We start from the raw sequence: 24,121 nt of genomic DNA, 5'->3' as shown, positions 1-24,121 counted from the left end.
CGCCGGCGGTCACGAGCCCCCGGCGACGATGGCCGGGCGGCCGTGCACCCGCTCCACCCAGCGGGCCGGGTCGGTGAGCTCCTCGATGCGGGGCAGCGTCTCCGGCCCCGACCAGACGCGGTTGAAGCCCTCCATGCCGACGAGGTCGACGACGCCGCCGACGAAGTGCCGCCCGTCGGCGTACTGCTTCATCTTCTGCTCCAGCCCGAGCAGCCGGCGCAGCACGCGGTCCAGCGGGCCACGGCCCTTGCGCCGCTGCGCGAAGCGCTTGCGCAGCGTCTTCACCGACGGGACGACGTCGGGCCCCACGCCGTCCATGACGTACTCCGCGTGCCCCTCGACCAGGCTCATCACCGCGGTGACCCGGTCCAGGACGGCGCGCTGGCGGGGGTCCTGGACCAGCGCCATCAGGCCGCTGTCGTCGCTGCCCTCACCCCCACGGACGGCGTCGCCGATGCCGCGCAGGACGTCGCGCAGCCGGTCGCGCAGGACGTCGGCGTCGAGGTCGGTGGCCGCCACGAACTCCGCCACCTGCGCCTCGAGGTGGTCGCGCAGCCACGGGAACACGGTGAACTGCAGCTGGTGGGTGACCTCGTGCAGGCACACCCACAGCCGGAAGTCGCTCGGGTCCACGCCCAGGCGGCGCTCGGCGTCGACGATGTTGGGCGCGACCAGGAGCAGCCGGCCGCCGGTGCCGAACACCTCGTACTGGCCCAGCACGCGCGAGGACAGGAAGGCGAGGATCCCGCCGGCCTGCACGCCGGTGGCCCGCGAGCCGATCGCGGTGGCCAGCGGGCCGGGGCGGGAGTCCTGCCGGGCCATGAGCGCCTCGACCAGGGGATCCATCAGCGCGGCCATCCCCGCGGCGTTCGCGTCCACCCAGCCGGGGCGGTCGACGACGGCGACCTCGGGCACCGGGCCCGACGGGAGCGCCTGCAGACCGGTCAGCCGCTCGACGTGGGCCACGGCGGTGGCGGCGGCCTCGTGCAGCTCGCGGACGACGGCGGCGGCCTCCTCCCGCGTCGTCTCCGGGCCCGGGCCGACCAGGCGGCGGGCGGTGCGTCCGGCGAGCTCCCAGTCGACCATCGAGGCGGCGCTGCTCATCGCCTCACCGTACGCGGAAAGAGGACCACCCTTCCCCCCACGCCTCGTAGGAGGGCCTCGCCCTCCCCACCCCTCGCACGCTCAGGGCGGTCCCGGGGCGAGGCCGTTCAGCGGCAGCCGCAGCCGGCCAGCGCGGTCGCGACGTCGTCCAGGGCGTCCTCGGCCGCCTGCCCGTCGCCCGGCGCGCCGTCCGCGACGACGGCGAAGGCCAGCAGCCGGCCGTCCACGGTGACCACCGTGCCGGCGAGGGCGTGGACGCCGAGCAGCGTGCCGGTCTTGGCGCGCACCGTGCCGGGTGCGGTCCGGGGGTCCTCGTCGCCGCGGTCGGCGAGGGTGCCGTCGTAACCGGCGACGGCCAGCCCGGATAGCACCGCCGTCGCCTCGGAGAGGGTGCCGTCGGCCGCGCCGGTGAGCAGGTCGGTGAGCAGGTCGACGGGCACCCGGTCGTCCTGGGACAGGCCGCTGCCGTCGAGCAGCGTCACCCCGGCGACGTCGAGGCCGGCCGCCGCCAGCGCCGAGGTCACCGCGTCCGCGGACCCCTCGAAGGTGGCCGGCAGGTCGCGGGCGAGGGCGACGTGGCGGGCCAGGGTCTCGGCGAGCAGGTTGTCGGACTGGGACAGCGCCTGTTCCACCAGCCGGGCCACCGGCGCGGAGTGCACCGTGCCGAGCGTCTCGGCGCCCTCCGGCGCGACGTCGAGTGCGATGCCCGCGCCGGGCACGCCGAGGGCGTCGGCGAGCGCGGCGCCGGCGTCCAGACCCGGCTGGCCGCTGCGCGCGGGCTCCCCGGGGCGCACGCGGGCGCCGTCCACCGCGGTGGCGGTGACCGGGGCGGCGTAGCTGGAGGGCGCGTCGCCGGGACCCCAGCCGGCGGCGGTCAGCGGCCCGGTGAACAGCGAGCTGTCGACGACGACGCGGGTGACCTGGGTACCCGACGGCAGGGCGGCTCGGACCTGCGCGGCGAGGTCGGCGACGGTCGGCGCGCCGGGGTAGCTCAGGGAGGGCGCGGTCGTCGACAGCGTGGGGTCGCCGCCGCCGACGAGGACGATCTCGCCCGGGGCCTCCCCCGCCACGACCGTCGTCTCGAAGGTGGTCTCCGGGCCCAGCGTGGTCAGCGCGGCGACAGCGGTGAGCAGCTTCGCCGTCGACGCCGGGACCGCCGGGGTGTCGGCGTCCCGGTCCAGCAGCAGCTCGCCGGTCGCGACGTCGACGACGGACGCCGAGACGCCGGCGCCGAGGGCGGGCGCGGCCAGCAGCGGCTCCAGGTCGGCGGCCAGGACGTCGGCGTCCGGCGCGGGCGCCTCCGATCCCAGCGCGGCCAGCACCGGCGCGGCGGCCTCGACGTCGGGCAGCCGGGCCTCGGCGACGCCCGGCTCGTCCGCCGTCCCGCCGTCCCCGGACCCGGGAGCGACCAGGAGCCACACGCCGCCGGCGACCAGGAGCAGCACCACGACGAGGCCGAGGAGGAGCCGGCGACGCAACCGTGAGTACTTCGGCGTGACGGTCGCCGACCCGCTCGACGCGATGGTGCCCACCCCCTGGAACGACCTCCGGCGGTCGCCCGGGGTCCGGTGAGCCACACTACGACCCGTGCAGTTCGACGTGACGATCGAGATCCCGAAGGGCCAGCGGAACAAGTACGAGCTGGACCACGCCACCGGACGCATCCGCTTGGACCGGATGCTCTTCACCTCCACCCGCTATCCCGCGGACTACGGCTACATCGAGAACACCCTGGGCATGGACGACGACCCGCTCGACGCCCTGGTGCTGCTGGACGAGCCGACGTTCCCCGGGTGTCTCATCACCTGCCGGGCCATCGGCATGTTCCGGATGACCGACGAGAAGGGCGGGGACGACAAGGTCCTCTGCGTGCCGGCCACCGACCCGCGCATGGCCCACCTCACCGACATCCACGACGTGTCGGAGTTCGACCGGCTGGAGATCCAGCACTTCTTCGAGACCTACAAGGACCTCGAGCCCGGCAAGTCGGTCGAGGGCGCCGAGTGGGTCGGCCGCGCGGAGGCCGAGGCGGAGATCCACGCCTCGCTCGCGCGGGCCCAGGAGAACGGGCACCACTGACCCCACCCGCTGCCGCTGGCCCTCTCCGAGCGGCCGCCGAGCGCACGACGGACGCCGACGGCGGTGCACCCCTCAGCGGGTGCACCGCCGTCGCCGTCTCCGACGCACGCGATGTGCGGCCATGGCGGTCCTGCCCGGTCTCTTTCAGGGGTGTGACTACGCGGCGTACGTCTGTGTGCGCGGACCGCCAAGGCGCGCGTCACAGAGCCGCCTCCCCGAGGAATCAAGTCGCTACCCCCTGTTGCCCCCCCAGTTATGGCTTGTAGACGTTTCGTAATCCACGAGCGGTCCGTGCGAGGACCGACGGACCACGTGCTCGGCGCTCCGTCGCCGTAGCTCACGAGCCTGTACGGGGGTGGTGCTCGCTAGCTGCCTCTACGCCGTCCGCTCACGCTGGATCGACTTCGTCCGATGGTGGTCGCCGGGTCCCCCGTGGACCTCGACGCTCGAGCCGCGGGGAAGCAGCCGGCCACTGCCGGACGACGGACCGCCCCATCGCGAGGGGCGGACCCGCGTGCCGCGGCTCGACCGCGATCCACGGCCTCGTCGACCCAGGGCTGCGGACCCGTGCCGGACACGGTGACCAGGAGTGCTGACGTCCATGACCGGTGACGGAGCGGCGACCGTCCGCTCCGGTATCGGCTCGACGCAGGGGGAACAGCATGACGATGGAACTCGGCGCGCGTCCGGAAGGACGGCGCCCGGCAGGCTCGCTCCACCGCGAGCTCGCCAACCTCGGACGAAGTCGGGTCTGCGTGGTCCTCGGCGCGGCGGGATGGGGGAAGACGACCGCCGTCGCGTCCTGGGCGAGCCGTCGCCGCTCCGTCTGGCTGGGGTCGGAGTGCCGGCAGGACGCCGCGTGTGTCCTGGAGGCGCTCCGGGGAGCAGTGGGACCGGACGGGCCGGACCTGGTCACCGACGTCCCGACGGGCACCGGCGACGCGGATCACCTCGGTGCGAAGGCCGCGGAAGCGGGCGAGTGGCTCAGCAGAGCCCTCACCCGAGAACTCGTCCTCGTCGTGGACGACGTCCAGCGGCTGCCGCCCCGGTCGGGCGCCGTGCGACTGCTCGAGGGACTGTGCTGGTACGCCCCAGACCTGTTCCGCATCGTCCTCGTCTCGCGTCGAGAGGTGCCCTTCTCCCTCGCCCGACTGCGCGGCCAGGGGTTGGTGAGCGACATCGACGCATCCGACCTGGCGTTCACCCGCTCCGAGGTCGCCGAGATCCTGCGTCGGACGGACGTTCCTCACGACGCCCTCGCCGAGCAGGTGTGGGAGTGGACCGGCGGGTGGCCGACGGCCGTCCAGGCGGCGGCCGAGGCGCTGCCTCGATTGGGACCCAGCGAGTACGCCGAGGCCCTGGAGAACCTGGTGCATCCTGGCGAGCGGTTCCACGCCTACCTGACCGAGGAGGTCGTCGGCACCGAGCCGCGTTGGGTACAGGACCTCCTGCGGCGGATCGCCGTGTTCGGTGGGGTCACGAGCCCGGCCACCATCGGCGGCGAGGCGCAGGACCCGGCGGCGGTGCTGGCAGACCTGACCCGCCGGGGTCTCCTGCGACGCACACCCGGCGACGTCTCCGGTTGGACGTTGCCGCCCGCACTGGCCGACTACTTCCGGCACGAGGCCGTCACGCCACGGGCCGAGCGGGCAGGGCTGCTCGCGGCCGCAGCCGGCGAGTGCATGGCGAGGGGAGCGTACGGCCAGGCGCTGCGGCACCTCGTCGCCGCGGGGGACCACGAGAGGACGGCCTCCCTGCTGATCGACCACGGCGCCGCCCCGCTGCCATCCGGCGACACCGACACCGACGCCGTCCTCCAGGCGGCCGAGCTCGCGACGCAGCCGGCGGACGACGTGCGGCTCCAGCAGACACTCGACCGGGCACGCCAGGTGCGGGGACTCTGGCTCGCCGCCTTCGACTCCTACCAGCGCGCCGCCGGGAACGACGAGCAGCTCCGGCCGGAGCTCGGGTGGCGGATCATCTGGATGCTCACGATGCAGGGCGAGTTCGGCAAGATCCCCTCACTGCTCGAGAACTTCGCACTCGAGCGGGAGGACGCCCTCGACGAGGCGTGGTTGCTGGCGCAGGTGGCGACTGCCCATCGCATGGTCGGCGACCTCCACGACGCCAGGAGGGTCGCCCACCAGGCGCTGGGACGGGCGAGGCGCTGCGGCCTCCCGAGTGCATACGGCCCGGTTCACAACGTGCTCGCCATGCTCGCCGCCGCCGATGGCGACCGCCGCAACGTGGACGCCCACTTCGCCAATGCGCTGGGGTTCGCGGAGAACGAGAACGACCTTGTGCAACAGTTGTGGGTCCGTGTCAGCCGCGCCGTGCACGTGCTCGAGATGGGATCGCCGCGCGACGCGGCGGCCGAGGCGGGACCCCTGCGGGCTCTCGGTCAGAAGTGCGGAGTCCCCTTCCTCGAGGCACATGCGCGTACGACCTTCGCCCAGGCGAGCATCCGCCTCGGGGCACTCGACACGGCGGCGGAGGAGCTGACTGCCGCCATCGAGCTGTTCCAGCGTCTCGGCTCGCGGTTCCTCGCCTGGCCGCTGTCGGGTCTGGGCGACCTGTACCGCATCCGGGGCCAGCTGGAGCGTGCCCGTGCGGCGTACGAGGAAGCCCTGACGACGGCCGCGGGCGGCCCCGACTCGATCGGGTCCTCGCACGCCCTGATGGGGCTGGCCCGCGTCCGAGCCGCCGACGACCTCCGCCTGGCCCGCAGGCTGGCCGAACGGGCGGTGGCGATGTCGGAACCGCTCCACCAGGTGGCGGCACTGCTGACGCGTGGTTGGGTCGCTCTGCTGGGCGGCGACCGGACGGCCGCCGTCATGGACGCCGCCCGTGCAGGGGCGGTCGCCCGCAGGCGACGCGATGACCTCGGTCTGGCCGAGGCGATCCTGCTGAGCGTGCAGGCCTCCGAGAACCCGAGCACGGACGTCGAGCTGCTGGCCGAGGCGATCCAGATCTGGCAGGAGACCGGCTGCATCCTGGACGAGGCCGTGGCCCGGATGGCCGCAGGCAGCTTCGGGGGTCCGTCGGCGCGGCTCGAGGCCGGTCGAGCCGTCCAGACGCTGCGCGCGAGCGGCGTCGACATCGAGTCGCGGCGGGCTGCCGGGCCGCTCGCGGTCCTGCTCCACTCCACTCCCCGGGTGTCCATCCAGGCCCTCGGCGTCTTCCAGGTGATCCGTGACGGGGTGCCGGTCCCCAAGGGTGAATGGCAGTCGAAGAAGGCGCGGGACCTGATCAAGATCCTCGTCGCCCACCGGCGGCCCACACCGCGGGACCGGCTGGCGGAACTGCTGTGGCCGGACAGTGACCCGGGCAAGTCGGCCAACCGGCTCTCGGTGCTGCTCTCGACGGTCCGCGACATCCTCGAGCCCCGTCCCGGTGAGCCGAGCCCGTTGATGTCCGACGGCTCCGTCGTCTGGCTTGACAGCTCTCGTGTCCGGATCGACGTCGAGGAGTTCATGGAGCGAGCCGCTGCGGCACTCAACGCCCACCGCAGCGGCGAACCCGACGCCCCTGAGTTGCTCATGGGCGCGGTGGCCGCCCACGGCGGTCAACTGTTCGAGGACGACCCCTACCAGGAGTGGGCGGGGTTGCTGGCCGAGGAGATCCGCGCCAAGCGGATCGCGGTGCTGCGCGCGCTCGTCTCGTGCTTCCGGGCCTCCGGAGACGTCGACCGGGTCATCGAGGCAGGCCTACGGCTGCTCGAGGAGGACCCCTACGACGAAGAGGTGCGCCTCGACCTGGTGGCGGCGCTGCTGGAGGCCGGCCGGCTGGGCGAGGCCCGACGCCACCACGACATCTACGCCGCGCGGATGCGGGAGATCGACATCGAGCCCCGCCCCATGCCCCGCCCACGGCGTCTCTAGCCGCCCCGCTCATCGGACACCCCGCGCCTCGCCATCCTGCCGAGGACCCGTCGCGCGGCGGCACCCGTTCCAGTCCCTCCCACCGCGCGCGGCCCCGGCTCTGCCCGACCCGCGGACGACTGCGGCACGCCCACACCCGACAGGGAACGCACAGAGGCGCCCGCCACGGTCGCCGACCTCCACATTTTTTTTCAGATTCTCGTACAGGCCCTCCACCAGTGCGAATGTCGACCGTGGGCACGACCCATAAGCGGCCTTTAATCGAACCCTAAGTTCCCGCGAGCACCCGATTCCTAAGCTTCCACATGTAAGGCAACACCCGAGCAAGATCCGAGAAGGGAGACCCCCATGAAGACCGAACTGCCTCTCGTCCTCGAACTGGCCGAGGCCAAGATGATCGCCGGTGACGTGGACATCCAGCTGTCCAGCAAGACCAGCACCAGGCAGCAGACCAAGTCGTTCGGCCTGCTCGGCGTCGTGCAGGACATCACGGCGGACGTTGCGGTCGACGACGTGATCGCCTGATCACGACTCAGCGGACCCTGCAATCCCGCGAGAGCCCGATTCCGGAGCTTCTGCGTGTAAGGCAACACCCGAGCAAGACCCGAGAAGGGAGACACCATGAAGACCGAACTGCCTCTCGTCCTCGAACTGGCCGAGGCCAAGATGATCGCCGGTGACCTGGACATCCAGCTGTCCAGCAAGACCAGCACCACGCAGCAGACCAAGTCGTACGGCCTGCTCGGCGTCGTGCAGGACGTCACGGCGGACGTAGCGGTCGACGACGTGATCGCCTGACAACACGACGTGATCGCCTGCTAATACCAGGCTTGATCGTCTGGCTGCACAAGGATTGCTCGTAGGCTGACCGTAACAGCCTACGAGCAATCCGCCGCGCAGCAATGCTAGCACTCTCCCGGAATGTGCGCAACGCATGTTCCGTCAATATTGGTGTGCAGGTCCGTCACATGTTGATGTGACACCGAAGATGTGGAGGTCCGGTCATTTCTTCCACGGTGCTGGTCATAACCAACGACCACGATGAGCACGCTGATGCGGTCATCGAGGAGCTCGACAGGCGCGCAGTCCCGGTCTTCCGGTTCCACCCAGAGGAGTTCACGGACGCCGCCAGCATCTCGATGGAGATCTGCAACGGGCGCATCGACGGCGAGATCCGCAATGCCCGCCAACGGGTGGCGTTCCACGACATCTGCGCCGCCTGGTATCGGCGGTCGCGGGCTCTCTTCGCGCCGCTCCCGAGCTTGAACGTCCTGTATGGCGATGTCGAGAACTTCGTCAGGGTGCAGTCCAGTGCGACCCTCTCCGGGCTCTACGCCGGCCTGCAGACGCTGTGGGTCGGGCAGCCCTCCAAGCTGCGCCAGGCTGAGGTGAAGGCCGTGCAACTGGCCGAGGCCGGCAAGGCCGGGCTGACGACACCGCAGACGCTGATCTCCAACGACCCGGAGCGGGCGACGGCGTTCATCGAGGCGCTGGGGGGCGTGGACTGCGCCCTCAAGCCGCTGATCGCGACCCGTGTCGATGGCGAAGAAGGGGCTCGGCTCCCGCTCACGACCATCCTGCCGCGCGGCCACGCGCTGGACTCCGTAGCCCTGTCGCCCAGCGTCTTCCAGCCGTACATCGAGAAGGCCTACGAGCTGCGCTGCGTCGTCATGGGAGAGAAGATCTTCACCGCCAAGCTCGACTCGCAGGGCTGCGAGAGCACGCGTATGGACTGGCGCGCCGGCGCTCTCGAGGAGGAAGAGCCTGACTACGAGGTCTTCGACCTCCCCGAGCGCGTACAGGCGGGGCTCCACCGCCTGATGCGCAGCTTCGACATCAACTTCGCCTCGATCGACATGATCGTGACTCCCGCAGGCGAGTTCGTGTTCCTCGATCTCAATCCGAACGGGCAGTGGCTCTGGCTGGAAGAAGAGCTCGGGTTGCCGCTGGTCGCCGGCATGGCGGACCTCCTGACGAGCGAGTACTCCCCTGCGACGGAGGCGGATCCCGCGTTCGTCCTGCCCCGTTTGGCGCCAGCCCATGAGGGGTGAACTGCGGCACCTGGGCAGCACGCTGAAGCTGCTGTACCAGGTGGATAGGTCCGCCTTCGTCATCGGCACCACCGCCAGCGTGATCGAGGCCGTGGCGTTCCCGCTCATGCTGCTCGTGGTGTGGCAGGGGCTGGACCTGATCCTCGCCGGGGCCCAATCTGAGGACCTCGTCTCCCGCGGGCTGGTGCTGCTCGGCGTCCTGTTCGGCCTGCTGGCGCTCGAGACGGTGCTGCGGATGGTGACCGATGCGGCGACGAGTCTCCTGGAAGCCGAGTCTGCCCAGCACGTCAACGGGCGGATCATCAACAAGATGGCGGAGGTGCCCTACCACCTCTTCGAGGACAACGATTTCCAGGCGCGGTACGGGCTGCTCATCGCTCAGGCCAGCCAGCGGCCCGGCCAACTCGTGCAAGCGTTCATCGGGAGTCTGAGCGCGCTGATCGCCTCGCTCGCCATCGCGGCGACGCTGTTCGCGTTCGCGCCGATACTGGTCCTCTTCCTGCTGGTCCTGTTTCCGCTGACCGCCGCGGAGGCGCGCTATCACCGCCGGATGGTGGAGTTGCAGACCACGTCGTCCCCCGCCTTGTTCCGGATGATGTACCTGGCCCAGAGGAGCATCGACGCCACCTGGCAACGGGACATCCGCGTCCACCGCTCCACGATCCTCGACGAGGAGTACCGCTTCCTGGCGAACCGCTACCTGAGCGATCTGCGGGCCCTGTTGCGCCGCTATCAGCTCATCCGCACGGCCGTCGGCCTGGGTGTCGCTGCCGTCATGACGCTCGCTGTGGGCGCCGTGTTCTGGACCGTCGGCCGGAGTGGGAGCGGCGCAGCCGAGGTCGCCATCCTGCTACCGGCACTGGTGATGGGGCTGGGTCAGGGCCGCTCGTTCGCCACCGGTTGGGGAGGCATCACCGAGTGCCTCGGCTATCTCACGCAGCTCTTCGACTTCTTGAACCACTCCTTCGAGGAGTCGGCAGCAGCACACGAGCCGACGAGCCGGGGCGCTGCCGCGCTCACGGTGGCGTAGGGAGGAGTGACAGAGGATGGACTTCGCAACTCCGGAGCATGCGGCGCCTGCGTCGGACCCGTCCCTGGACGCGACAGCGCTCCTCGTGCAGGGCGTGAGCTACCACTACCCGCACAGCCAGAAGGTCGCCCTGGACGAGATCTCCTACTCCTTCCGCACCGGGACGACGGCCATCGTCGGACCGAACGGGGCCGGCAAGAGCACTCTCGTCAAGCTGGTGACGGGCCTCCTTGCGCCGACGGTCGGCGCGATCCGTGCCCGGCTGGCGGACGGGACCTGCGTCCCTGCTGAGCAGTTGCCCAAGGCGGTCCTCTTCCAGGAGCCTTCCCACCTGTACCTGACGGTGCGCCAGAACGTCACGATGCGCTACGAGCGGACACCCGACGAGGACGCGCGCATCCACCACGCCCTGGAACTGGCGGGCCTCGGCAAGGTGGTGGCGGGCTTGCCCGAGGGGCTCGACACGCTGATCGGTGCGGGATTCGGGGGCCGTGTCGACCTCTCCGGCGGGCAGTGGCAGCGACTGGCGTTGGCGCGGCTCATCTACCAGGATGCCCCGATCATGATCCTGGACGAGCCGGTCGCGAGCCTCGACCCCGAGGGCGAGCGCGCCGTCTTCGAACTCTTCGCCGAACTCCAGCACAGGATCATCATCTTCACCACGCACCGGTACGACTCGATCCCACCGGAGACGCCGATCGTCGTCCTCGTGGACGGCCGCATCAGCGAAGCCGGGACGCACGAGGAACTGCTACGGCGACAGCGGGACTACTGGTCGCTCTACACGTCGGGGAGCTCGAACGCGCGCGGTTCCACGGGCCGGCGGAGCCAGCCCGACGGTGCCCGACCGGGAACGAACCACGGGCAGTCCCGGGAGACTGCCGTGCCGCCCACAGCCGCATCCCCGCCACGTTCGGTGGCAGCCCGCGGTCGGAGCGAGGGGTGCCCTGTGGGTGCGGGGACCACTCCAGCTCGAGCCCAGGGGATGCCGCTGAACGGGACTGCACGCAGGGGGACATGGGGGACGCCTGATGTTCGCTGACGCGGTCGCGACGCTCACAGCGTCGATCTTCCCGATCTTCTACGCCTACGAGAACGACGATGGGCCGATCATCTCGGTCAGCGGGACCGGGTTCTTCGTCGACGACCAGGGGCTCTTCGTCACAGGCGATCACATCATGACCTGCGCGCCCGCCGGCGCGGAGTACTACTACTTCGGGAACCTCCCGGACGAGGTCATCCAACCCCCGCTGGAGATCGAGCGGGTCGCCAGCGATCCCGGCCGCGACCTCTTCCTCGGGAGGGTCAGGCGGAACCACCTGCGGGCGGTGGAGTTCTCCGGGGAAGCGGTACGGCCCGGAGACTCCGTCTGTCTCTCGGGCTACCCCATGGCCGAGGTCTCCGTCGGCGCGGAAGGCGGCTTCGTCGCCGACGTCCGGCGCTACTGGCAGCCGACCTTCGTCGTCGATGCGACGCAGGCCGTCGTGGGGCACAGGGTCTACGACGGCTACATCGTGGGCCACCCGTGCTTCTCGGGGATGAGCGGGGGACCGGTATTCGACGTGGAAGGAAAGGTGCGCGGCATGGCCGCCGCGACGGTCACTCGCACCGAGCCCGGGCTCGAGGGCGATCCAACGGTCGTCAAGAACGGCATCGTCCTCGACCGCGAGCACATCCGGGCGTTCATCGAACAGAACCGGCCCACTGCTGGGACTGTTGACTGAGGAAGGCCGAACGCCTCGGAGAGTGGATCGCCGTGGAGTGCCAAGCCGACGTCCCGCGACATCACATGGAGCCGCCTGTCGGAATCGAACCGACGACCTTCTCATTACGAGTGAGATGCTCTACCGACTGAGCTAAGGCGGCGGGCGTGCTCGAACAGCTTACGTGACGGCCGCGCCGTCCCCGCGCAGGGGCGGGTGTGTCATGCCGGCAGCCGCAGCGCCACGGTGAGCGCCTCAACCGCGATCTGCGGCTTCACGTTCTGCTCCAGCGCGACCCGGCAGGCCAGGACGGCGTCGATGCGCCGCAGCGCCCCCTCGGCGCCGATCCGCCGCGCCAGCTCCTCGGCGTCGGCCCGGCGGTCGGGGTGGTTCAGGGGCAACGGCTCGGCCGTCGCGGCGTCGAGCACCAGCGCGTCGCGGTAGAGCCCGGCCAGGTCGACCAGGGCCCGGTCGAGCGAGTCGCGGCCGATGCGGGTGGCGCGGGACTTCTGCCTCTTCTCGAGCTCCTTGAGCTGGCCGGCGCTGCCCCGGCTGGCCGCGACCACGCCAGGCCCTCGCGCGCCGACGCCCAGGCTGGCCTTGAGCGCCTCGGTCTCGGCGCCGTTGAGGGCCTCGGTCGCCGCGTCGGTCTCCTCCTGGGCCGCGCCGACGAGGTCGTCCGCGGCGTTGAGGCAGGCGGCGAGCGACACCAGCGACAGCGGGATGTCGAGCACCGCCTTGCGGGCCAGCCGCGCGTCCTCATCCCGGGCGAGCCGCCGGGCGCGGCCGACGTGGCCTCCCGCCGCGGCCGCCGACCACGCCGCGAGCGCGGGGTCCACGCCGTCGCGGCGGACGAGCACGTCGGCGATGGCGTCCACCGACGGCGTGCGGAGGCTCACGACCCGGCACCGCGAGCGGATGGTCACCGACACGTCGTCCGGGTGCAGGCTGGGGGCGCAGAGCATCACCACCGTCCGCGGCGGCGGCTCCTCGATCATCTTCAGCACCGCGTTGGCCGCGGCCTCGCTCATCCGGTCGGCGTCCTCGACGATGATCACCTGCCAGCGACCCTGGGACGGTGCCCGGCCGGCCACCCGGACCAGCTCGCGGGCCTCGGTGACGCCGATCGACAGCCCGTCGGGGACGATGAGGTTCACGTCGGCGTGCGTGCCGGCGACCACCGTGCGGCAGTCGTGGCAGGTGCCGTCCCCTCCGTTCGCGCACTGCAGCGCGGCGGCGAAGGCGCGCGCGGCCACCGACCGGCCGGAGCCGGGTGGGCCGGTGAACAGCCAGGCGTGGGTCATCGCGGCCGGGTCGGCGACCGCGGCGCGCAGCTCCTCGACGACCGTGGGCTGGCCGATCACGTCGTCCCAGACCGTCACGCCCGCTCCCCCAGCAGCGCGCCCACCCGGGCCCGGACGTCGGCGGCCAGCTCCTCGACGCCGCGGGTGGCGTCGAGGACGAGGTAGCGGCCGGGGTCGGCCGCGGCGAGTGCCAGGAACGTCGCCCGCACACGCTCGTGGAAGTCCAGCGACTCCGACTCGAGCCGGTCGGCGGCTGCCCGCCCCCGGGCCCGGGCCAGCCCCACCTCCGGCGACAGGTCCAGCAGCACGGTGAGGTGGGGGCGCAGCCCGCCGGTGGCCCAGCGCGAGATGGCCGCGACGTCCTCGAGCGGGATGGTGCGCCCGGCGCCCTGGTAGGCCAGCGAGCTGTCGATGAACCGGTCGGTGACGACGACCTCGCCGGCCTCGAGGGCGGGGCGCAGGACGGCGGAGGCGTGCTGGGCGCGGTCGGCGGCGTACAGCAGGGCCTCGGCACGCGGCGAGAGGCCGGTGTGGGCGCGGTCGAGCACGATCGCGCGGATCGCCGCGCCGGCCGGCGTCCCGCCCGGCTCGAAGGTCGACCTCGAGTGGCGCCCCGCGGCCGTCAGCCACTCGCACAGCAGCCGCACCTGGGTGGACTTGCCCGCTCCCTCGCCGCCCTCGAAGGCGACGAACAGGCCGGGCGCCGCGGCGCCGTCGGCCGCGACGGGCAGGGAGAGCGGGCCGTCGTCGGACACGGGGATCGCGGGCTCCCGGAGGTGGGGTGGGGCGGGTGGACCGGGCGCCACGGTACCGGCCGGCACCGACCGTCCCGTGCCGCCGCGGCCCTAGGGTCGGACCGTGACGAGCACCGGTGCGTGGGACCCGGCCGGCTACCTGCGCTTCGCCGACGAGCGGGCGCGGCCGTTCGCCGACCTGGTCGGCCGGATCGGCGCCCGCGATCCGCGGGTCGTCGTCGACCTGGGCTGCGGGGAGGGCGCCCTGACCGCGTCGCTGGCCGCGCGGTGGCCCGGCGCGCGGGTGACCGGGGTGGACTCCTCCACGGAGATGCTGGCCGTGGCGAGGGCCCACGCCGCCCCCGAGCGGCTGGCCTTCCGCCTGGGCGACGTGCGGACCTGGTGCCCCGCGGAGCCGGTCGACGTCCTCGTGACCAACGCCGTCCTGCACTGGGTGCCCGGGCACGCGGAGCTGCTGCGCCGCTGGGCGGGGCAGCTGGCACCCGGCGGGTGGCTGGCCATGCAGGTGCCGGGCAACTGGCGGGCACCGACGCACGCGCTGCTGGCCGACCTGTGCCGCTCGCCCCGCTGGACGGCGACGCTCGCGACCGCCGCTCCGGCGCCCGACACGGTGCTGGACCCCGCCGGCTACCACGACGTCCTCACCGGGGCCGGACTGGCCGTGGACGCCTGGGAGACCACCTACCTGCACGTCCTCACTGGGCAGGACCCGGTGCTCGGCTGGGTGCGCAGCACGGTGCTGCGCCCGGTGCTCGCCCTGCTCGAGGAGGACGACGCCGCCGAGTTCGAGACGGAGTACGCGGCCGCGCTGCGGGCGGCCTACCCGCCTCGGGACGACGGCACGACGCTGCTGCCCTTCCGGCGTGTGTTCTCCGTCGGCTTCCGGCCGGGCTGACCGCCGATGCGGTGGCAACTACTTGACGAGCGGGAAAGTAGTTGCCAGGGTGTCGCCACCCGCCGCCGGAGAGGGAAGCCGATGACCGCCCCCACGCCCCAGTCCGCCGCCGCGCTGCTCGCCGAGGCCGCCGCGGCCGACGCCCGGGTGCGCCGGGAGGCCAGCCCCGCGTCGTCGGGGTTCCTCGCCACGCTGGGGTGCGCGAGTGCCGGGTTCTTCCTCGCCCAGCCGGTCGCGGACGGCGACCGGGGCGTGCTGGCCGCCGGGGTCGTCTTCGTGCTGGCCGTGCTCGGCGCGGTGCTGGCGCTGCTCGCCGGCCGGCGCTCCACCCGGCATGGGTTCGCCCGCCGGTTCGGCCTGGCGATGGGCGGCTGGGCGGTGGTGTTCGCCGTCGGGCTGGCGGTGGGGCTGGAGTCCGGCCTGGCCCGCAGCTGGAGCTTCTGGGCGCCGCTGGCGGTCCTCGTCGCGGTGCCGTGTCTCGTCGGCGCCTGGCGCGAGCTGCCGCGGTGAGCACCGAGCACCCGCGGCACCTCCTCGACGAGGTCATCCACGCGCCGGTGCGCTTCTCGGTGATGGCGACGCTGGCCTCGGCCCAGGAGGCGGAGTTCGGGTTCGTCCGCGACGGTGTCCAGGTCAGCGACTCGTTGCTGTCGAAGACGGTGAGCGCTCTGGAGAAGGCCGGCTACGTCGAGGTGCGCAAGGGCTACGTGGGCAAGCGGCCGCGCACCTGGCTGCGGCTGAGCCGGCGCGGCCGGGAGGCCTTCGGCGCCCACGTCGCCGCGCTGCGGGCCATCGCCGACGGCGCCGCCCCGCCGGTCCCGCCGGGTCAGCCGATCCCACCGGGTCAACCGGTTCAGCCCGGCACGAGCCGGTAGGCGTCGGTCCGGTAGGGCAGGTCGACCAGCTCGCGGCCCCGGGTGTCGGGGTGGGTGGCGAGCACGTCGCGGACCTCGGCGAGGAACGCCTCGCGCCGTGCGTCGTCCATGGTGGCGACGTAGCTGCGGGTGGCGATGCCGCCGACCACCTGCTCCGGGGTGATCCGCTGGACGACGCCCGACCGGAAGCGCTCGACCCGCGCCCCCAACTCCCGGGCGAAGTCGTCGACGACGCGCTGGTCGGCCTCGTGGTCGCGGGACTCCGCGGCCAGTGCCCGGCCGAGCGCGCCGACCCACGGCACCTGCTCGTCGCGGGTGTTCCAGACCAACCCCACCACGCCGCCCGGGCGCAGCAGCCGGCGCATCTCCGCGGCCGCCGGGATCGGCTGGAACCAGTGCGCGGCCTGCCCGGCGACGACCGCGTCCACGGCGGCGTCCGGCAGGGGGACGGCCTCGGCACCGCCGGCGACAGCCACGACACCCGGGTGGCGGGTGCGCAGCTCGGCCAGCATCCCCTCGGCGGGGTCGACGGCGACCACCTCGTGGCCGGCGGCCAGGAGGACGCCGGTGAGCAGCCCGGTGCCGGCGCCCAGGTCGAGCACGCGCCGGGGCTGCTCCCCCAGGAGGAAGGCCACGGCGTCGGCCGGGTAGCTCGGCCGCAGCTCCGCGTACCCGGCGGCGACGGAGCCGAACGACTGGCGCCGCTCCTGCCAGACCGTCGGGTCGAGGTCCCCGGTCGGCACCCCGGGCCTCAGCCGGCGGGGACGGCGTCGGTGCCGGCGGCCGCCGTCGTCGTCGCGGCCTTCTTCACCGTCGCCTTCTTGGCCGTCGCCTTCTTGGCCGTCGTCTTCGCGGCGGCCGTCTTGGTGGCGGGGGTCTTCTTCGCGGCGGCCTTCTTCTTGGTGGCCTTCTTCGTCGTCGGCCGCGCCCGCCGGTCGGCGAGCAGCTCCGCGGCACGCTCGAGGGTGATCGTCTCGACGTCGTCGCCCTTGCGCAGGCTGGCGTTGGTCTCGCCGTCGGTGACGTACGGACCGAACCGGCCCTCGCGGACGGTGATCGCGCCCTCGCTCACCGGGTCGTTGCCGAGTTCCTTCAGCGGGGCGGCGGCGGCCCGGCGTCCGCGCTGCTTGGGCTGGGCGAAGATCGCCAGGGCCTCGTCGAGGGTGACGGTGAACAGCCGGCCCTCGTTCTCCAGCGAGCGGCTGTCACTGCCCTTCTTCAGGTACGGCCCGTAGCGGCCGTTGAGTGCCTGGATCTCCTCGCCGTCCGGCGCGACACCGACCGTGCGGGGCAGGGTGAGCAGCTTGAGCGCGTCGTCGAGGGTGACCGTCTCCGGGGACATCGACGAGAACAGGCTCGCCGTCCGCGGGGCGTCCTTGCTGCCCTCGGGGACCACCGTCGTGACGTAGGGGCCGTACCGGCCGGCCTTCACCACGACCGGCAGTCCCGACTCCGGGTCGGTGCCCAGCTCGCGGTCGCCGGACGGCGCGGCGAGCAGCTCCTCGACCTTCTCCTGGGTCAGCTCGTCGGGCGCGAGGTCCTCCGGTAGGCTGACCCGCGGCCCCTCCTCGCCGCCGACCTGCAGGTACGGGCCGTAGCGGCCGACCCGGACGACGACCGGCTCACCGCCGGGGCCGGTGGCCCGCAGCGGGATCGAGTTGATCCCGCGGGCGTCGATCTCCTCCAGCCGCTGGCCGATGACCTGCTTGAGGCCGCCGGCCTGCGCGATCGCACCGGCGTGCCGGCCCTCACCGCCGAAGTAGAACTCGGTCAGCCAGTCCACGCGGCGCAGGTCCCCCGCGGCGATCTCGTCGAGCTCCTCCTCCAGGCTCGCGGTGAAGTCGTAGTCCACCAGCTGGGCGAAGTGCTGCTCGAGCAGGTTCACCACGGCGAAGGCCACGAAGGTGGGCACCAGCGCGGCGCCCTTCTTCCAGACGTACCCGCGGTCCTGGATGGTCTGCAGGATCGAGACGTAGGTCGACGGCCGGCCGATCCCGAGTTCCTCCAGCCGGGCGGTGAGGCTCGGCTCGGTGTAGCGGGACGGCGGCGTGGTCGTGTGCCCCTTGGCCTCCAGCGCCCGCGTGTCCAGCTGCTGGCCACGCTCCAGCCGCGGCAGCCGGCGTTCGGCGTCGTCGCTGCCCTGGTCGTCGTCGCCCGCGCTGCCCTCGTCTCGCGACTCGACGTAGGCCCGGAGGAACCCGGGGAAGGTGATGGTGCGACCGCTGGCGGTGAACTCGACCGCCTCGTCGGTGCTGCTGCGCCCGGCCAGCCGGATGCTCACCGTCTGCCCGACCGCGTCGGCCATCTGGGAGGCGATCGTGCGCTGCCAGATCAGCTCGTAGAGGCGGAACTCGTCGCGGGCCAGCTGACCGGCGAGCTGCCCGGGGGTGCGGAAGTTGTCTCCGGCGGGGCGGATGGCCTCGTGCGCCTCCTGGGCGCCCTTGGCCTTCTTCGCGTACCGACGTGCCTCCGCGGGGACGAAGGCGTCTCCGTAGAGCTGCCGCGCCTGGGTGCGGGCGGCGTTGATCGCCTCGTTGGAGAGGTTGGTCGAGTCGGTCCGCATGTAGGTGATGTGGCCGTTCTCGTACAGCCGCTGGGCGACCCGCATGACCTGGGCGGAGGACCAGCCGAGCTTGCGCCCGGCCTCCATCTGCAGGGTCGAGGTGGTGAACGGGGCGTAGGGACGGCGCCGGTAGGGCTTCTCGTCGACCCGGCTGACGGTGACCTGGCGGCCCTCGAGGCGGGCGGCCAGCCCGCGGGCGCCGGCCTCGTCGAGGTGCACGACGTCGCCGGTGACCCGGCCGGTGGCGGGGTCGAAGTCGCGGCCGGTGGCCACGCGGCTGTCGTCGACGCTGACGAGCTTGGCCCGCAGGGTCGTCGGCTCGCCCTCGTCGGCGGCGGCCCGCTGGCCGGTGACCGCGAAGGTGCCCTCGAGCGACCAGTAGTCGGCGGCGTGGAAGGCCATCCGCTCCCGCTCCCGCTCGACCACGATCCGGGTGGCCACGGACTGCACCCGGCCGGCCGAGAGCTTGGGCAGCACCTTCTTCCACAGCACGGGGCTGACCTCGTAGCCGTAGAGCCGGTCGAGGATGCGGCGGGTCTCCTGGGCGTCGACCAGCGCGGTGTCCAGCTCGCGCGGGTTGGCCACGGCGCGGGCGATCGCCTCGGGGGTGATCTCGTGGAACACCATGCGGCGCACCGGCACGCGCGGCTTGAGGGTGTCGACCAGGTGCCAGGCGATGGCCTCGCCCTCGCGGTCCTCATCGGTGGCGAGGTAGACCTCGCTGGCGTCCTTGACCAGCTGCTTGAGCCGGCCGACCTGCTGCTTGCGGTCCGGGCTGACCACGTAGAGGGGCTCGAACCCGTTGTCGACGTCCACCCCGAGCCGGGCCCACGAGGCGCCCTTGTGCTCGGCGGGCACGTCGGCGGCGTTGCGGGGCAGGTCCCGGATGTGCCCGACGCTCGCCTCGACGACGTAGCCGTTGCCCAGGTAGCCGGCGATCTTCCCGGCCTTGGTCGGGGACTCCACGATGACCAACGGCCGCCCACCGCCGGCGGCCGCGGTGCGGCGGCGGGCAGGGGTGCTGGTGCCACCGGCGGTCCGGCCGGCGGTCTCGGTGCCGTTGTTCGCGGTCTTCGTGGGGGCCACGGTGCTCCTGTCGGTGCTGCTCGGTGCAGGCGCCGTCCGTCCGGCGCCGGGCCACGCGGTTGCTGCGCGTACGCCCTCGGCGACGCCACGGTAGGCCACGACCCCGACGAGAGGGTGCCGGGCAGCCCGCCGTGGGCGTGCCGTCACCCGCTCCAAGGGCCGATGGTCGCCACGTGTTCCCGCCGCCCAGCGGGTCATCGCGGCTCCGGCACCGCCGCGACGACCTCGCCGATCGCGGCCAGGGTCGGGAAGTGCTCGGAGTAGTACTCGGTGTGCATCATCACCGGGCCGGTCGGCAGCTCGACGGCCCCGAAGGCGTCCCGCCAGGTCTGGTGCGACCCGTGCCAGTCACGCCAGGTGATCGGGTCGGCGGGCGACGAGGCCTCGTACACCTCGTCGACCTCCAGCCCCTCGGCGTCGTTGTCCATGCCGGGGCTCCCGTTCAGCACGACCGCGTCTGCGGCCAGGGCGCCCGGTTCCTCGGCGGCGGCGTCCACCACCGTCGTCCCGTAGCTGTGCGCACTGATGACCACCCGCGCCGGGTCGGCGCCCCGTGACGCCGCGACGCCGTCGAGGAACCTGTCGAGGGAGCGACCGCCCTCCCGGCCGGCCGCGGTGCCGAGGGCCCCGGTGGCCATCGGCGGCCGGTAGCCGAACCAGGCCACCGATGCGACCGCGAGTCCCGGTGCGGCGGCGAGGGCTGCGCCGGCGAGCGCGTCGGCACCGGCGGTCAGCTCGTCGAGGTCGTGCTCCACGCTGTTGCGCATCCCGGGGATGGTGACGACGACGGAGTCGGCGGTGTCCACGTCGCCCGCGGCTAGGGCCACCAGCTCCTCCTGCGGGAGGAACTGCAGGAGCTGCACGGTCTCGCCCGCCGCTTCCCTGGCGGAGAGCTCCAGGCCCACCGATGCGGCGACGGCGTGGCCCGGTGCCGACGGGTCGGCCGCGACCCGGCCGAGGACGAGCCGGTTGGCGCGGTCGCGGGCCCAGGCCGGCAGCCCCTCCAGGTTCCCGATCCGCTCGGGGTGACCGTGGATCGCGCTGGTCCGCGCCGCCACGGAGAGGGCCGCCCACCAGCCGGCGACCGCCGCGGGGGCGGCGGCGCGCGGCGGCAGCGGGACCGGTGCGGATGACGTGCCGGCGGCGACCAGCCACGCAAGGTCGTCGAAGGTCCCCGGCGCCAGGGGGCCACCGACGCCCAGCCGGCCGAGTGCCTCCGCGGCCTCCGCTGCGGCGAGATCCGCCCGTCGCGCCGCCTCCACGGCGTCGACCCCCAGTGCCTCGGCCCGCAGCGCCGCGGCCGTCTGTCCGGTGTCCCCGCCGGGAAGGGCGTCCACCGGCAGCGGGCCGGCCAGCCGCCCGGCGCCGTCCAAGACCACCGGAACGGCCGAGGCCGCAGCCAGCGCCTCCTCGGCCAGCTCCTGGGCGGTCGCAGCGTCGGCGAGCAGCCGCTGGGCGTGTCCGAGCGACTCGGTGAGCGCCGCGGCGGTCGCGGTCGCGACCGTGGACACCTCGATGAGGGCGGCACCGGCTGCGTGCGCCGCCGGCCCGTACCAGCACCCGGTCCCGGTGAGCGACCGCCCGACGGCCTCCATCCGGGCCCGCCAGGCCGGGAGCCGCTCGGCCACCGAGTCGAACGTCCAGACGGCACCCCGCAGCAGCGGCACGTCCCAGCCGGCGACCTCGGTCAGTGCGGGCGTGCTCACCGCGAGGCCGCGCCCGGGCGGAGCACGAGCACCCGGTCGGCGAGGACCGTGTCGGTCAGCCGATAGGAGTCCACCGCCGCGGACAGCGTGGTGGCCAGCGCCCCGGTCTGCTCCGCGAGCAGCTCGAGCAGACCCGCCCAGCCCGAGCCCGCGGCCTCCGCTCGCGCCGCCGTCTCACCGCTGACCGCGGCTCTCAGGGAGACGGCGGTCGAGCGGCACAGCCGGGCGTCGTCCCCGAGCTCGGCGGCGAGCGCAGTCAGCTCCGCGGCCAGGGCGTCGATGGCGTCGAACTGGGCGGCGATGGTCACGGACACGGGGCCTCCGGGCGGTCGAGCCGTCCCGCGGTGGGATCGGCGCGGCCGACGCTAGGCCCGACATCCGGCTGACCGGGGCGCCCCGTCCACAACGACCGCCGGTGTCCACAGACCGCTCCGGGACCCTCCGGCCGGCAGGCGCCGGACCGGAGGATCCCGGCGTGCGGTCAGGGAGCGGAGACGGTGAGCGAGTTGGCGGAGGCGTTGGCCGCCCCGCCGACGACGACCGACCGGCGCTTGGACACCACGACCGCGCCGACGATGATCGCCGCGGCGACGAGGGCGATGACCAGCCGGAGCGTCGTGTTCTGGTCCTCCCCCACCGACATGCCGACGACGGCCGGGGCGATGAGCAGCGCCACCAGGTTCATGACCTTGATCAGCGGGTTGATCGCCGGCCCGGCGGTGTCCTTGAACGGGTCGCCGACGGTGTCGCCGATGACCGTCGCGGCGTGGGCCTCGCTGCCCTTCCCGCCGTAGGCGCCGTCCTCCACCATCTTCTTCGCGTTGTCCCAGGCGCCGCCGGAGTTGGCGAGGAACACCGCCATCAGCGTGCCCGCGGCGATCGCGCCCACCAGGTAGGCCGCCAGCGGCCCGAACCCGAGCCCGAAGCCCACCGCCACGGGCGCCAGCACGGCGAGCAGCCCGGGGGTCGCCAGCTCGCGGAGGCTGTCCTTGGTGCAGATGTCGACGACGCGGCTGTAGTCGGGCCGCTCGGTGAAGTCCATGATCCCGGGGCGGGTGCGGAACTGCTCGCGCACCTCGAACACCACGCGCCCAGCGGCACGGGACACGGCACTGATCGCCAGCCCGGAGAAGAAGAAGACGACTGCCGCACCGAGGAGGGCGCCGACGATGTTGTTCGGGTTCACCAGGCTGAAGGCGCTCCCGAGGGTGTCGCCGGCCTCCTCCAGCGCCACGCCGATCTGCGCGTTGTAGGAGCCGAACAGCGCCGTGGCGGCGAGTACCGCGGTGGCGATCGCGATGCCCTTGGTGATGGCCTTGGTGGTGTTCCCGACCGCGTCGAGGTCGGTGAGCACCCGGGCCCCCTCCTCGTCGATGTCGCCGGACATCTCGGCGATGCCCTGCGCGTTGTCGCTGACCGGGCCGAAGGTGTCCATCGAGACGATCACGCCGGCCGTGGTCAGCAGCCCGCAGCCGGCCAGCGCGACGGCGTAGAGGGCAGCGCCGCCACCGACGAGGAACGCGCCGTAGACGGCGCCGCCGATCAGCAGCGCGGCGTAGACGGCCGACTCCAGGCCCAGGGAGATGCCGGAGAGGATGACCGTCGCCGGGCCGGTCAACGAGCTGCGCCCGACGTCCTTGACCGGCTTGCGGCTGGTCTCGGTGAAGTAGCCGGTCAGCAGCTGGATGGCGCCGGCGAGGACGATGCCGATCAGCACCGACACGAAGCCCAGGACCTGCGGGCTGATCACGCTGTCGGGCACGTCCGCGACGCTGGGCAGCACGGTGAAGGAGGCGGCGGCGACCAGCACGAGCGAGACGACGGCGGAGGTGAAGAAGCCGCGGTTGATCGGGGCCAGGCCGTTCGCGTCGCCCTTGCCGGGGTTGCTGGCCAGGATGCCGACGACCGAGGCGATGACCCCGATGGCGGCGACGGTCAGCGGGAAGACCATGCCGACGGCGCCGAAGAAGACCTGACCGAGGATCAGCGCCGCGACCAGGGTGACCGCGTAGGACTCGAAGAGGTCGGCGGCCATGCCGGCGCAGTCGCCGACGTTGTCGCCCACGTTGTCGGCGATGGTCGCGGCGTTGCGGGGGTCGTCCTCGGGGATGCCGGCCTCGACCTTGCCCACGAGGTCGGCGCCCACGTCAGCGGCCTTGGTGAAGATGCCGCCACCGACACGCATGAACATCGCCAGCAGCGCGCCGCCGAAGCCGAAGCCCTCGAGGACCACCGGGGCGGTCTCGTCGAACAGCAACAGCGCGAGGGCCGCGCCGAAGAGGCCGAGACCGACGGTGATCATCCCGCAGACGCCCCCGGTCCGGTACGCGATGCGGAAGGCCGGCCGGTAGCCGCCCGTGCGCGCGGCCGCCGCGACGCGGACGTTCCCGCGGGTGGCCAGGGTCATGCCGATGAACCCGACCATGGCGGAGAACAGGGCACCGACGAGGAAGAACAGTGCGCGCCCGAGCCGGGTGCCCCACCCGCCCTCGTGGACGGGCAGCACGAGAAGGACCAGGAAGACGATGACGGCGAAGACCGCGAGGGTGCGGAACTGTCTGCGCAGGTACGCCGCCGCACCCTCCTGCACCGCCTTCGCGATGTCGCGCATCGTCACCGTGCCCTGGTCGGCCGCCATGACGGCGCGGACGAGGTAGGCGGCGAAGGCGAGGGCGGCGATCGAGATGGCGAGGACGATCGTCACCAGGACGACGTCCCCGCCGGAGAGTGCGCTGTCCGGCATGTGTTTCCTCCAAGCGGTCGGCTGCCCCCGGGGCTCACCTGCGCTCCGGTCGGCGGAGGTCCCGTCCAGTACGGGCGGGGGCTCCGCACGTCCTGGGCGCCGCGTGAGTGTAAGGGAGATCACAAGCCGTATCGGTGGCTCGACGATCCGCTGCCGCGGACGGGACGGGGTTGCCCGCAGGTGTGACAGTGGAGGGGTGACCGAGCTCGCGAGGTCACCCAGAGGAACAGCACCGTTGGGCGCGCGGACGACGAGCGCCAGCGAGGAGAACCGGTGACCGAGCTCGCGAGGTCACCCAGAGGCAGAGCACCGTTGGGCGCGCGGACGACGAGCGCCAGCGAGGAGA

General features: G+C 72.9%; 20 protein-coding genes and 1 tRNA gene. 11 read left to right on the top strand and 10 right to left on the bottom strand.

All coding sequences use genetic code 11. The features are described 5' to 3' along the window. Positions 1 to 9: 9 nt before the first annotated feature. Positions 10 to 1,104 carry a zinc-dependent metalloprotease gene (locus ACI784_RS12975; RefSeq protein ID WP_457013762.1) on the bottom strand — a complete coding sequence of 365 codons (1,095 nt, stop codon included), beginning with the start codon at positions 1,102 to 1,104 and terminating at the stop codon, positions 10 to 12. A 107-nt stretch (positions 1,105 to 1,211) separates the two neighbouring features. Next, complete coding sequence (dacB, locus tag ACI784_RS12970; RefSeq protein ID WP_457013761.1) at positions 1,212 to 2,636, bottom strand: D-alanyl-D-alanine carboxypeptidase/D-alanyl-D-alanine endopeptidase; 1,425 nt, start codon at positions 2,634 to 2,636, stop codon at positions 1,212 to 1,214. 55 nt (positions 2,637 to 2,691) lie between these two features. On the opposite strand from dacB, the gene ACI784_RS12965 reads away from it, so the two are divergent. The 8 genes from ACI784_RS12965 to ACI784_RS12930 all read left to right on the top strand — a co-directional run bounded on the left by ACI784_RS12965 (position 2,692) and on the right by ACI784_RS12930 (position 11,869). Further along, positions 2,692 to 3,183, top strand: coding sequence for an inorganic diphosphatase (locus tag ACI784_RS12965; protein WP_456921483.1), 492 nt, complete (start codon positions 2,692 to 2,694; stop codon positions 3,181 to 3,183). An 887-nt stretch (positions 3,184 to 4,070) separates the two neighbouring features. Then, the gene (locus ACI784_RS12960; RefSeq protein WP_457013760.1) at positions 4,071 to 7,064 is read left to right on the top strand and encodes a tetratricopeptide repeat protein; all 2,994 of its coding nucleotides are present in this window, start codon (positions 4,071 to 4,073) and stop codon (positions 7,062 to 7,064) included. Between the two features lie 348 nt (positions 7,065 to 7,412). Next, positions 7,413 to 7,589 (top strand): hypothetical protein, encoded by a 177-nt coding sequence (locus ACI784_RS12955; protein WP_457013759.1) that lies wholly within the window; start codon positions 7,413 to 7,415, stop codon positions 7,587 to 7,589. A 96-nt stretch (positions 7,590 to 7,685) separates the two neighbouring features. Continuing rightward, the gene (locus ACI784_RS12950; protein ID WP_457013758.1) at positions 7,686 to 7,862 is read left to right on the top strand and encodes a hypothetical protein; all 177 of its coding nucleotides are present in this window, start codon (positions 7,686 to 7,688) and stop codon (positions 7,860 to 7,862) included. A 218-nt stretch (positions 7,863 to 8,080) separates the two neighbouring features. Continuing rightward, positions 8,081 to 9,115: an MvdC/MvdD family ATP grasp protein gene (locus ACI784_RS12945; protein WP_457013757.1), complete on the top strand. Its 1,035-nt coding sequence runs from the start codon at positions 8,081 to 8,083 to the stop codon at positions 9,113 to 9,115. Further along, complete coding sequence (locus tag ACI784_RS12940; RefSeq protein ID WP_457013756.1) at positions 9,105 to 10,145, top strand: hypothetical protein; 1,041 nt, start codon at positions 9,105 to 9,107, stop codon at positions 10,143 to 10,145. The genes ACI784_RS12945 and ACI784_RS12940 overlap by 11 nt, the downstream gene beginning before the upstream one ends. Before the next feature lie 16 nt (positions 10,146 to 10,161). Next, positions 10,162 to 11,187 carry an ATP-binding cassette domain-containing protein gene (locus tag ACI784_RS12935; protein WP_457013755.1) on the top strand — a complete coding sequence of 342 codons (1,026 nt, stop codon included), beginning with the start codon at positions 10,162 to 10,164 and terminating at the stop codon, positions 11,185 to 11,187. After that, complete coding sequence (locus ACI784_RS12930; protein ID WP_457013754.1) at positions 11,177 to 11,869, top strand: S1 family peptidase; 693 nt, start codon at positions 11,177 to 11,179, stop codon at positions 11,867 to 11,869. Before ACI784_RS12935 ends, ACI784_RS12930 begins: the two co-directional genes overlap by 11 nt. Before the next feature lie 66 nt (positions 11,870 to 11,935). Here the strand turns inward: ACI784_RS12930 and ACI784_RS12925 are convergent. The 3 genes from ACI784_RS12925 to tmk all read right to left on the bottom strand — a co-directional run bounded on the left by ACI784_RS12925 (position 11,936) and on the right by tmk (position 13,907). Next, positions 11,936 to 12,011, bottom strand: a tRNA-Thr gene (locus ACI784_RS12925). A gap of 58 nt (positions 12,012 to 12,069) precedes the next feature. Continuing rightward, a complete protein-coding gene (locus ACI784_RS12920; protein WP_456921482.1) occupies positions 12,070 to 13,230 on the bottom strand; it encodes a DNA polymerase III subunit delta' in 1,161 nt (386 codons plus the stop codon). Further along, on the bottom strand, positions 13,227 to 13,907 hold the full coding sequence (gene tmk, locus ACI784_RS12915; protein WP_456921481.1) for a dTMP kinase: 681 nt from the start codon (positions 13,905 to 13,907) through the stop codon (positions 13,227 to 13,229). The genes ACI784_RS12920 and tmk overlap by 4 nt, the downstream gene beginning before the upstream one ends. A gap of 103 nt (positions 13,908 to 14,010) precedes the next feature. Here tmk and ACI784_RS12910 point away from each other — a divergent pair, with 103 nt between their 5' ends. The 3 genes from ACI784_RS12910 to ACI784_RS12900 all read left to right on the top strand — a co-directional run bounded on the left by ACI784_RS12910 (position 14,011) and on the right by ACI784_RS12900 (position 15,677). Next, a complete protein-coding gene (locus tag ACI784_RS12910) occupies positions 14,011 to 14,802 on the top strand; it encodes a trans-aconitate 2-methyltransferase (RefSeq protein WP_457013753.1) in 792 nt (263 codons plus the stop codon). An 81-nt stretch (positions 14,803 to 14,883) separates the two neighbouring features. Beyond that, entirely contained in the window at positions 14,884 to 15,312 is a 429-nt protein-coding gene (locus tag ACI784_RS12905; RefSeq protein WP_457013752.1) for a hypothetical protein, read from the top strand. Continuing rightward, positions 15,309 to 15,677, top strand: a complete 369-nt coding sequence (locus ACI784_RS12900; RefSeq protein ID WP_457013751.1) for a winged helix-turn-helix domain-containing protein — start codon at positions 15,309 to 15,311, stop codon at positions 15,675 to 15,677. Before ACI784_RS12905 ends, ACI784_RS12900 begins: the two co-directional genes overlap by 4 nt. Here ACI784_RS12900 and ACI784_RS12895 read toward each other — a convergent pair. From ACI784_RS12895 to ACI784_RS12875, 5 genes are all read right to left on the bottom strand, one after another. Next, on the bottom strand, positions 15,656 to 16,420 hold the full coding sequence (locus ACI784_RS12895; RefSeq protein WP_456921477.1) for a class I SAM-dependent methyltransferase: 765 nt from the start codon (positions 16,418 to 16,420) through the stop codon (positions 15,656 to 15,658). The two genes, ACI784_RS12900 and ACI784_RS12895, sit on opposite strands and share 22 nt — an antisense overlap. Before the next feature lie 8 nt (positions 16,421 to 16,428). Beyond that, the gene (topA, locus tag ACI784_RS12890) at positions 16,429 to 19,326 is read right to left on the bottom strand and encodes a type I DNA topoisomerase (protein ID WP_456921476.1); all 2,898 of its coding nucleotides are present in this window, start codon (positions 19,324 to 19,326) and stop codon (positions 16,429 to 16,431) included. A gap of 194 nt (positions 19,327 to 19,520) precedes the next feature. After that, on the bottom strand, positions 19,521 to 21,032 hold the full coding sequence (locus tag ACI784_RS12885) for an alpha/beta hydrolase (RefSeq protein WP_456921475.1): 1,512 nt from the start codon (positions 21,030 to 21,032) through the stop codon (positions 19,521 to 19,523). Beyond that, positions 21,029 to 21,346, bottom strand: coding sequence for a hypothetical protein (locus ACI784_RS12880; protein ID WP_457013750.1), 318 nt, complete (start codon positions 21,344 to 21,346; stop codon positions 21,029 to 21,031). Before ACI784_RS12880 ends, ACI784_RS12885 begins: the two co-directional genes overlap by 4 nt. 167 nt (positions 21,347 to 21,513) lie before the next feature. Beyond that, the gene (locus tag ACI784_RS12875) at positions 21,514 to 23,775 is read right to left on the bottom strand and encodes a sodium-translocating pyrophosphatase (protein WP_456921472.1); all 2,262 of its coding nucleotides are present in this window, start codon (positions 23,773 to 23,775) and stop codon (positions 21,514 to 21,516) included. Positions 23,776 to 24,121: the final 346 nt, after the last annotated feature.

It is taken from the genome of Geodermatophilus sp. SYSU D01186 (genome assembly GCF_054050215.1).
Note: the sequence above shows the minus strand (reverse complement) of the source record. Positions and strands in the feature narration are given on the sequence as shown.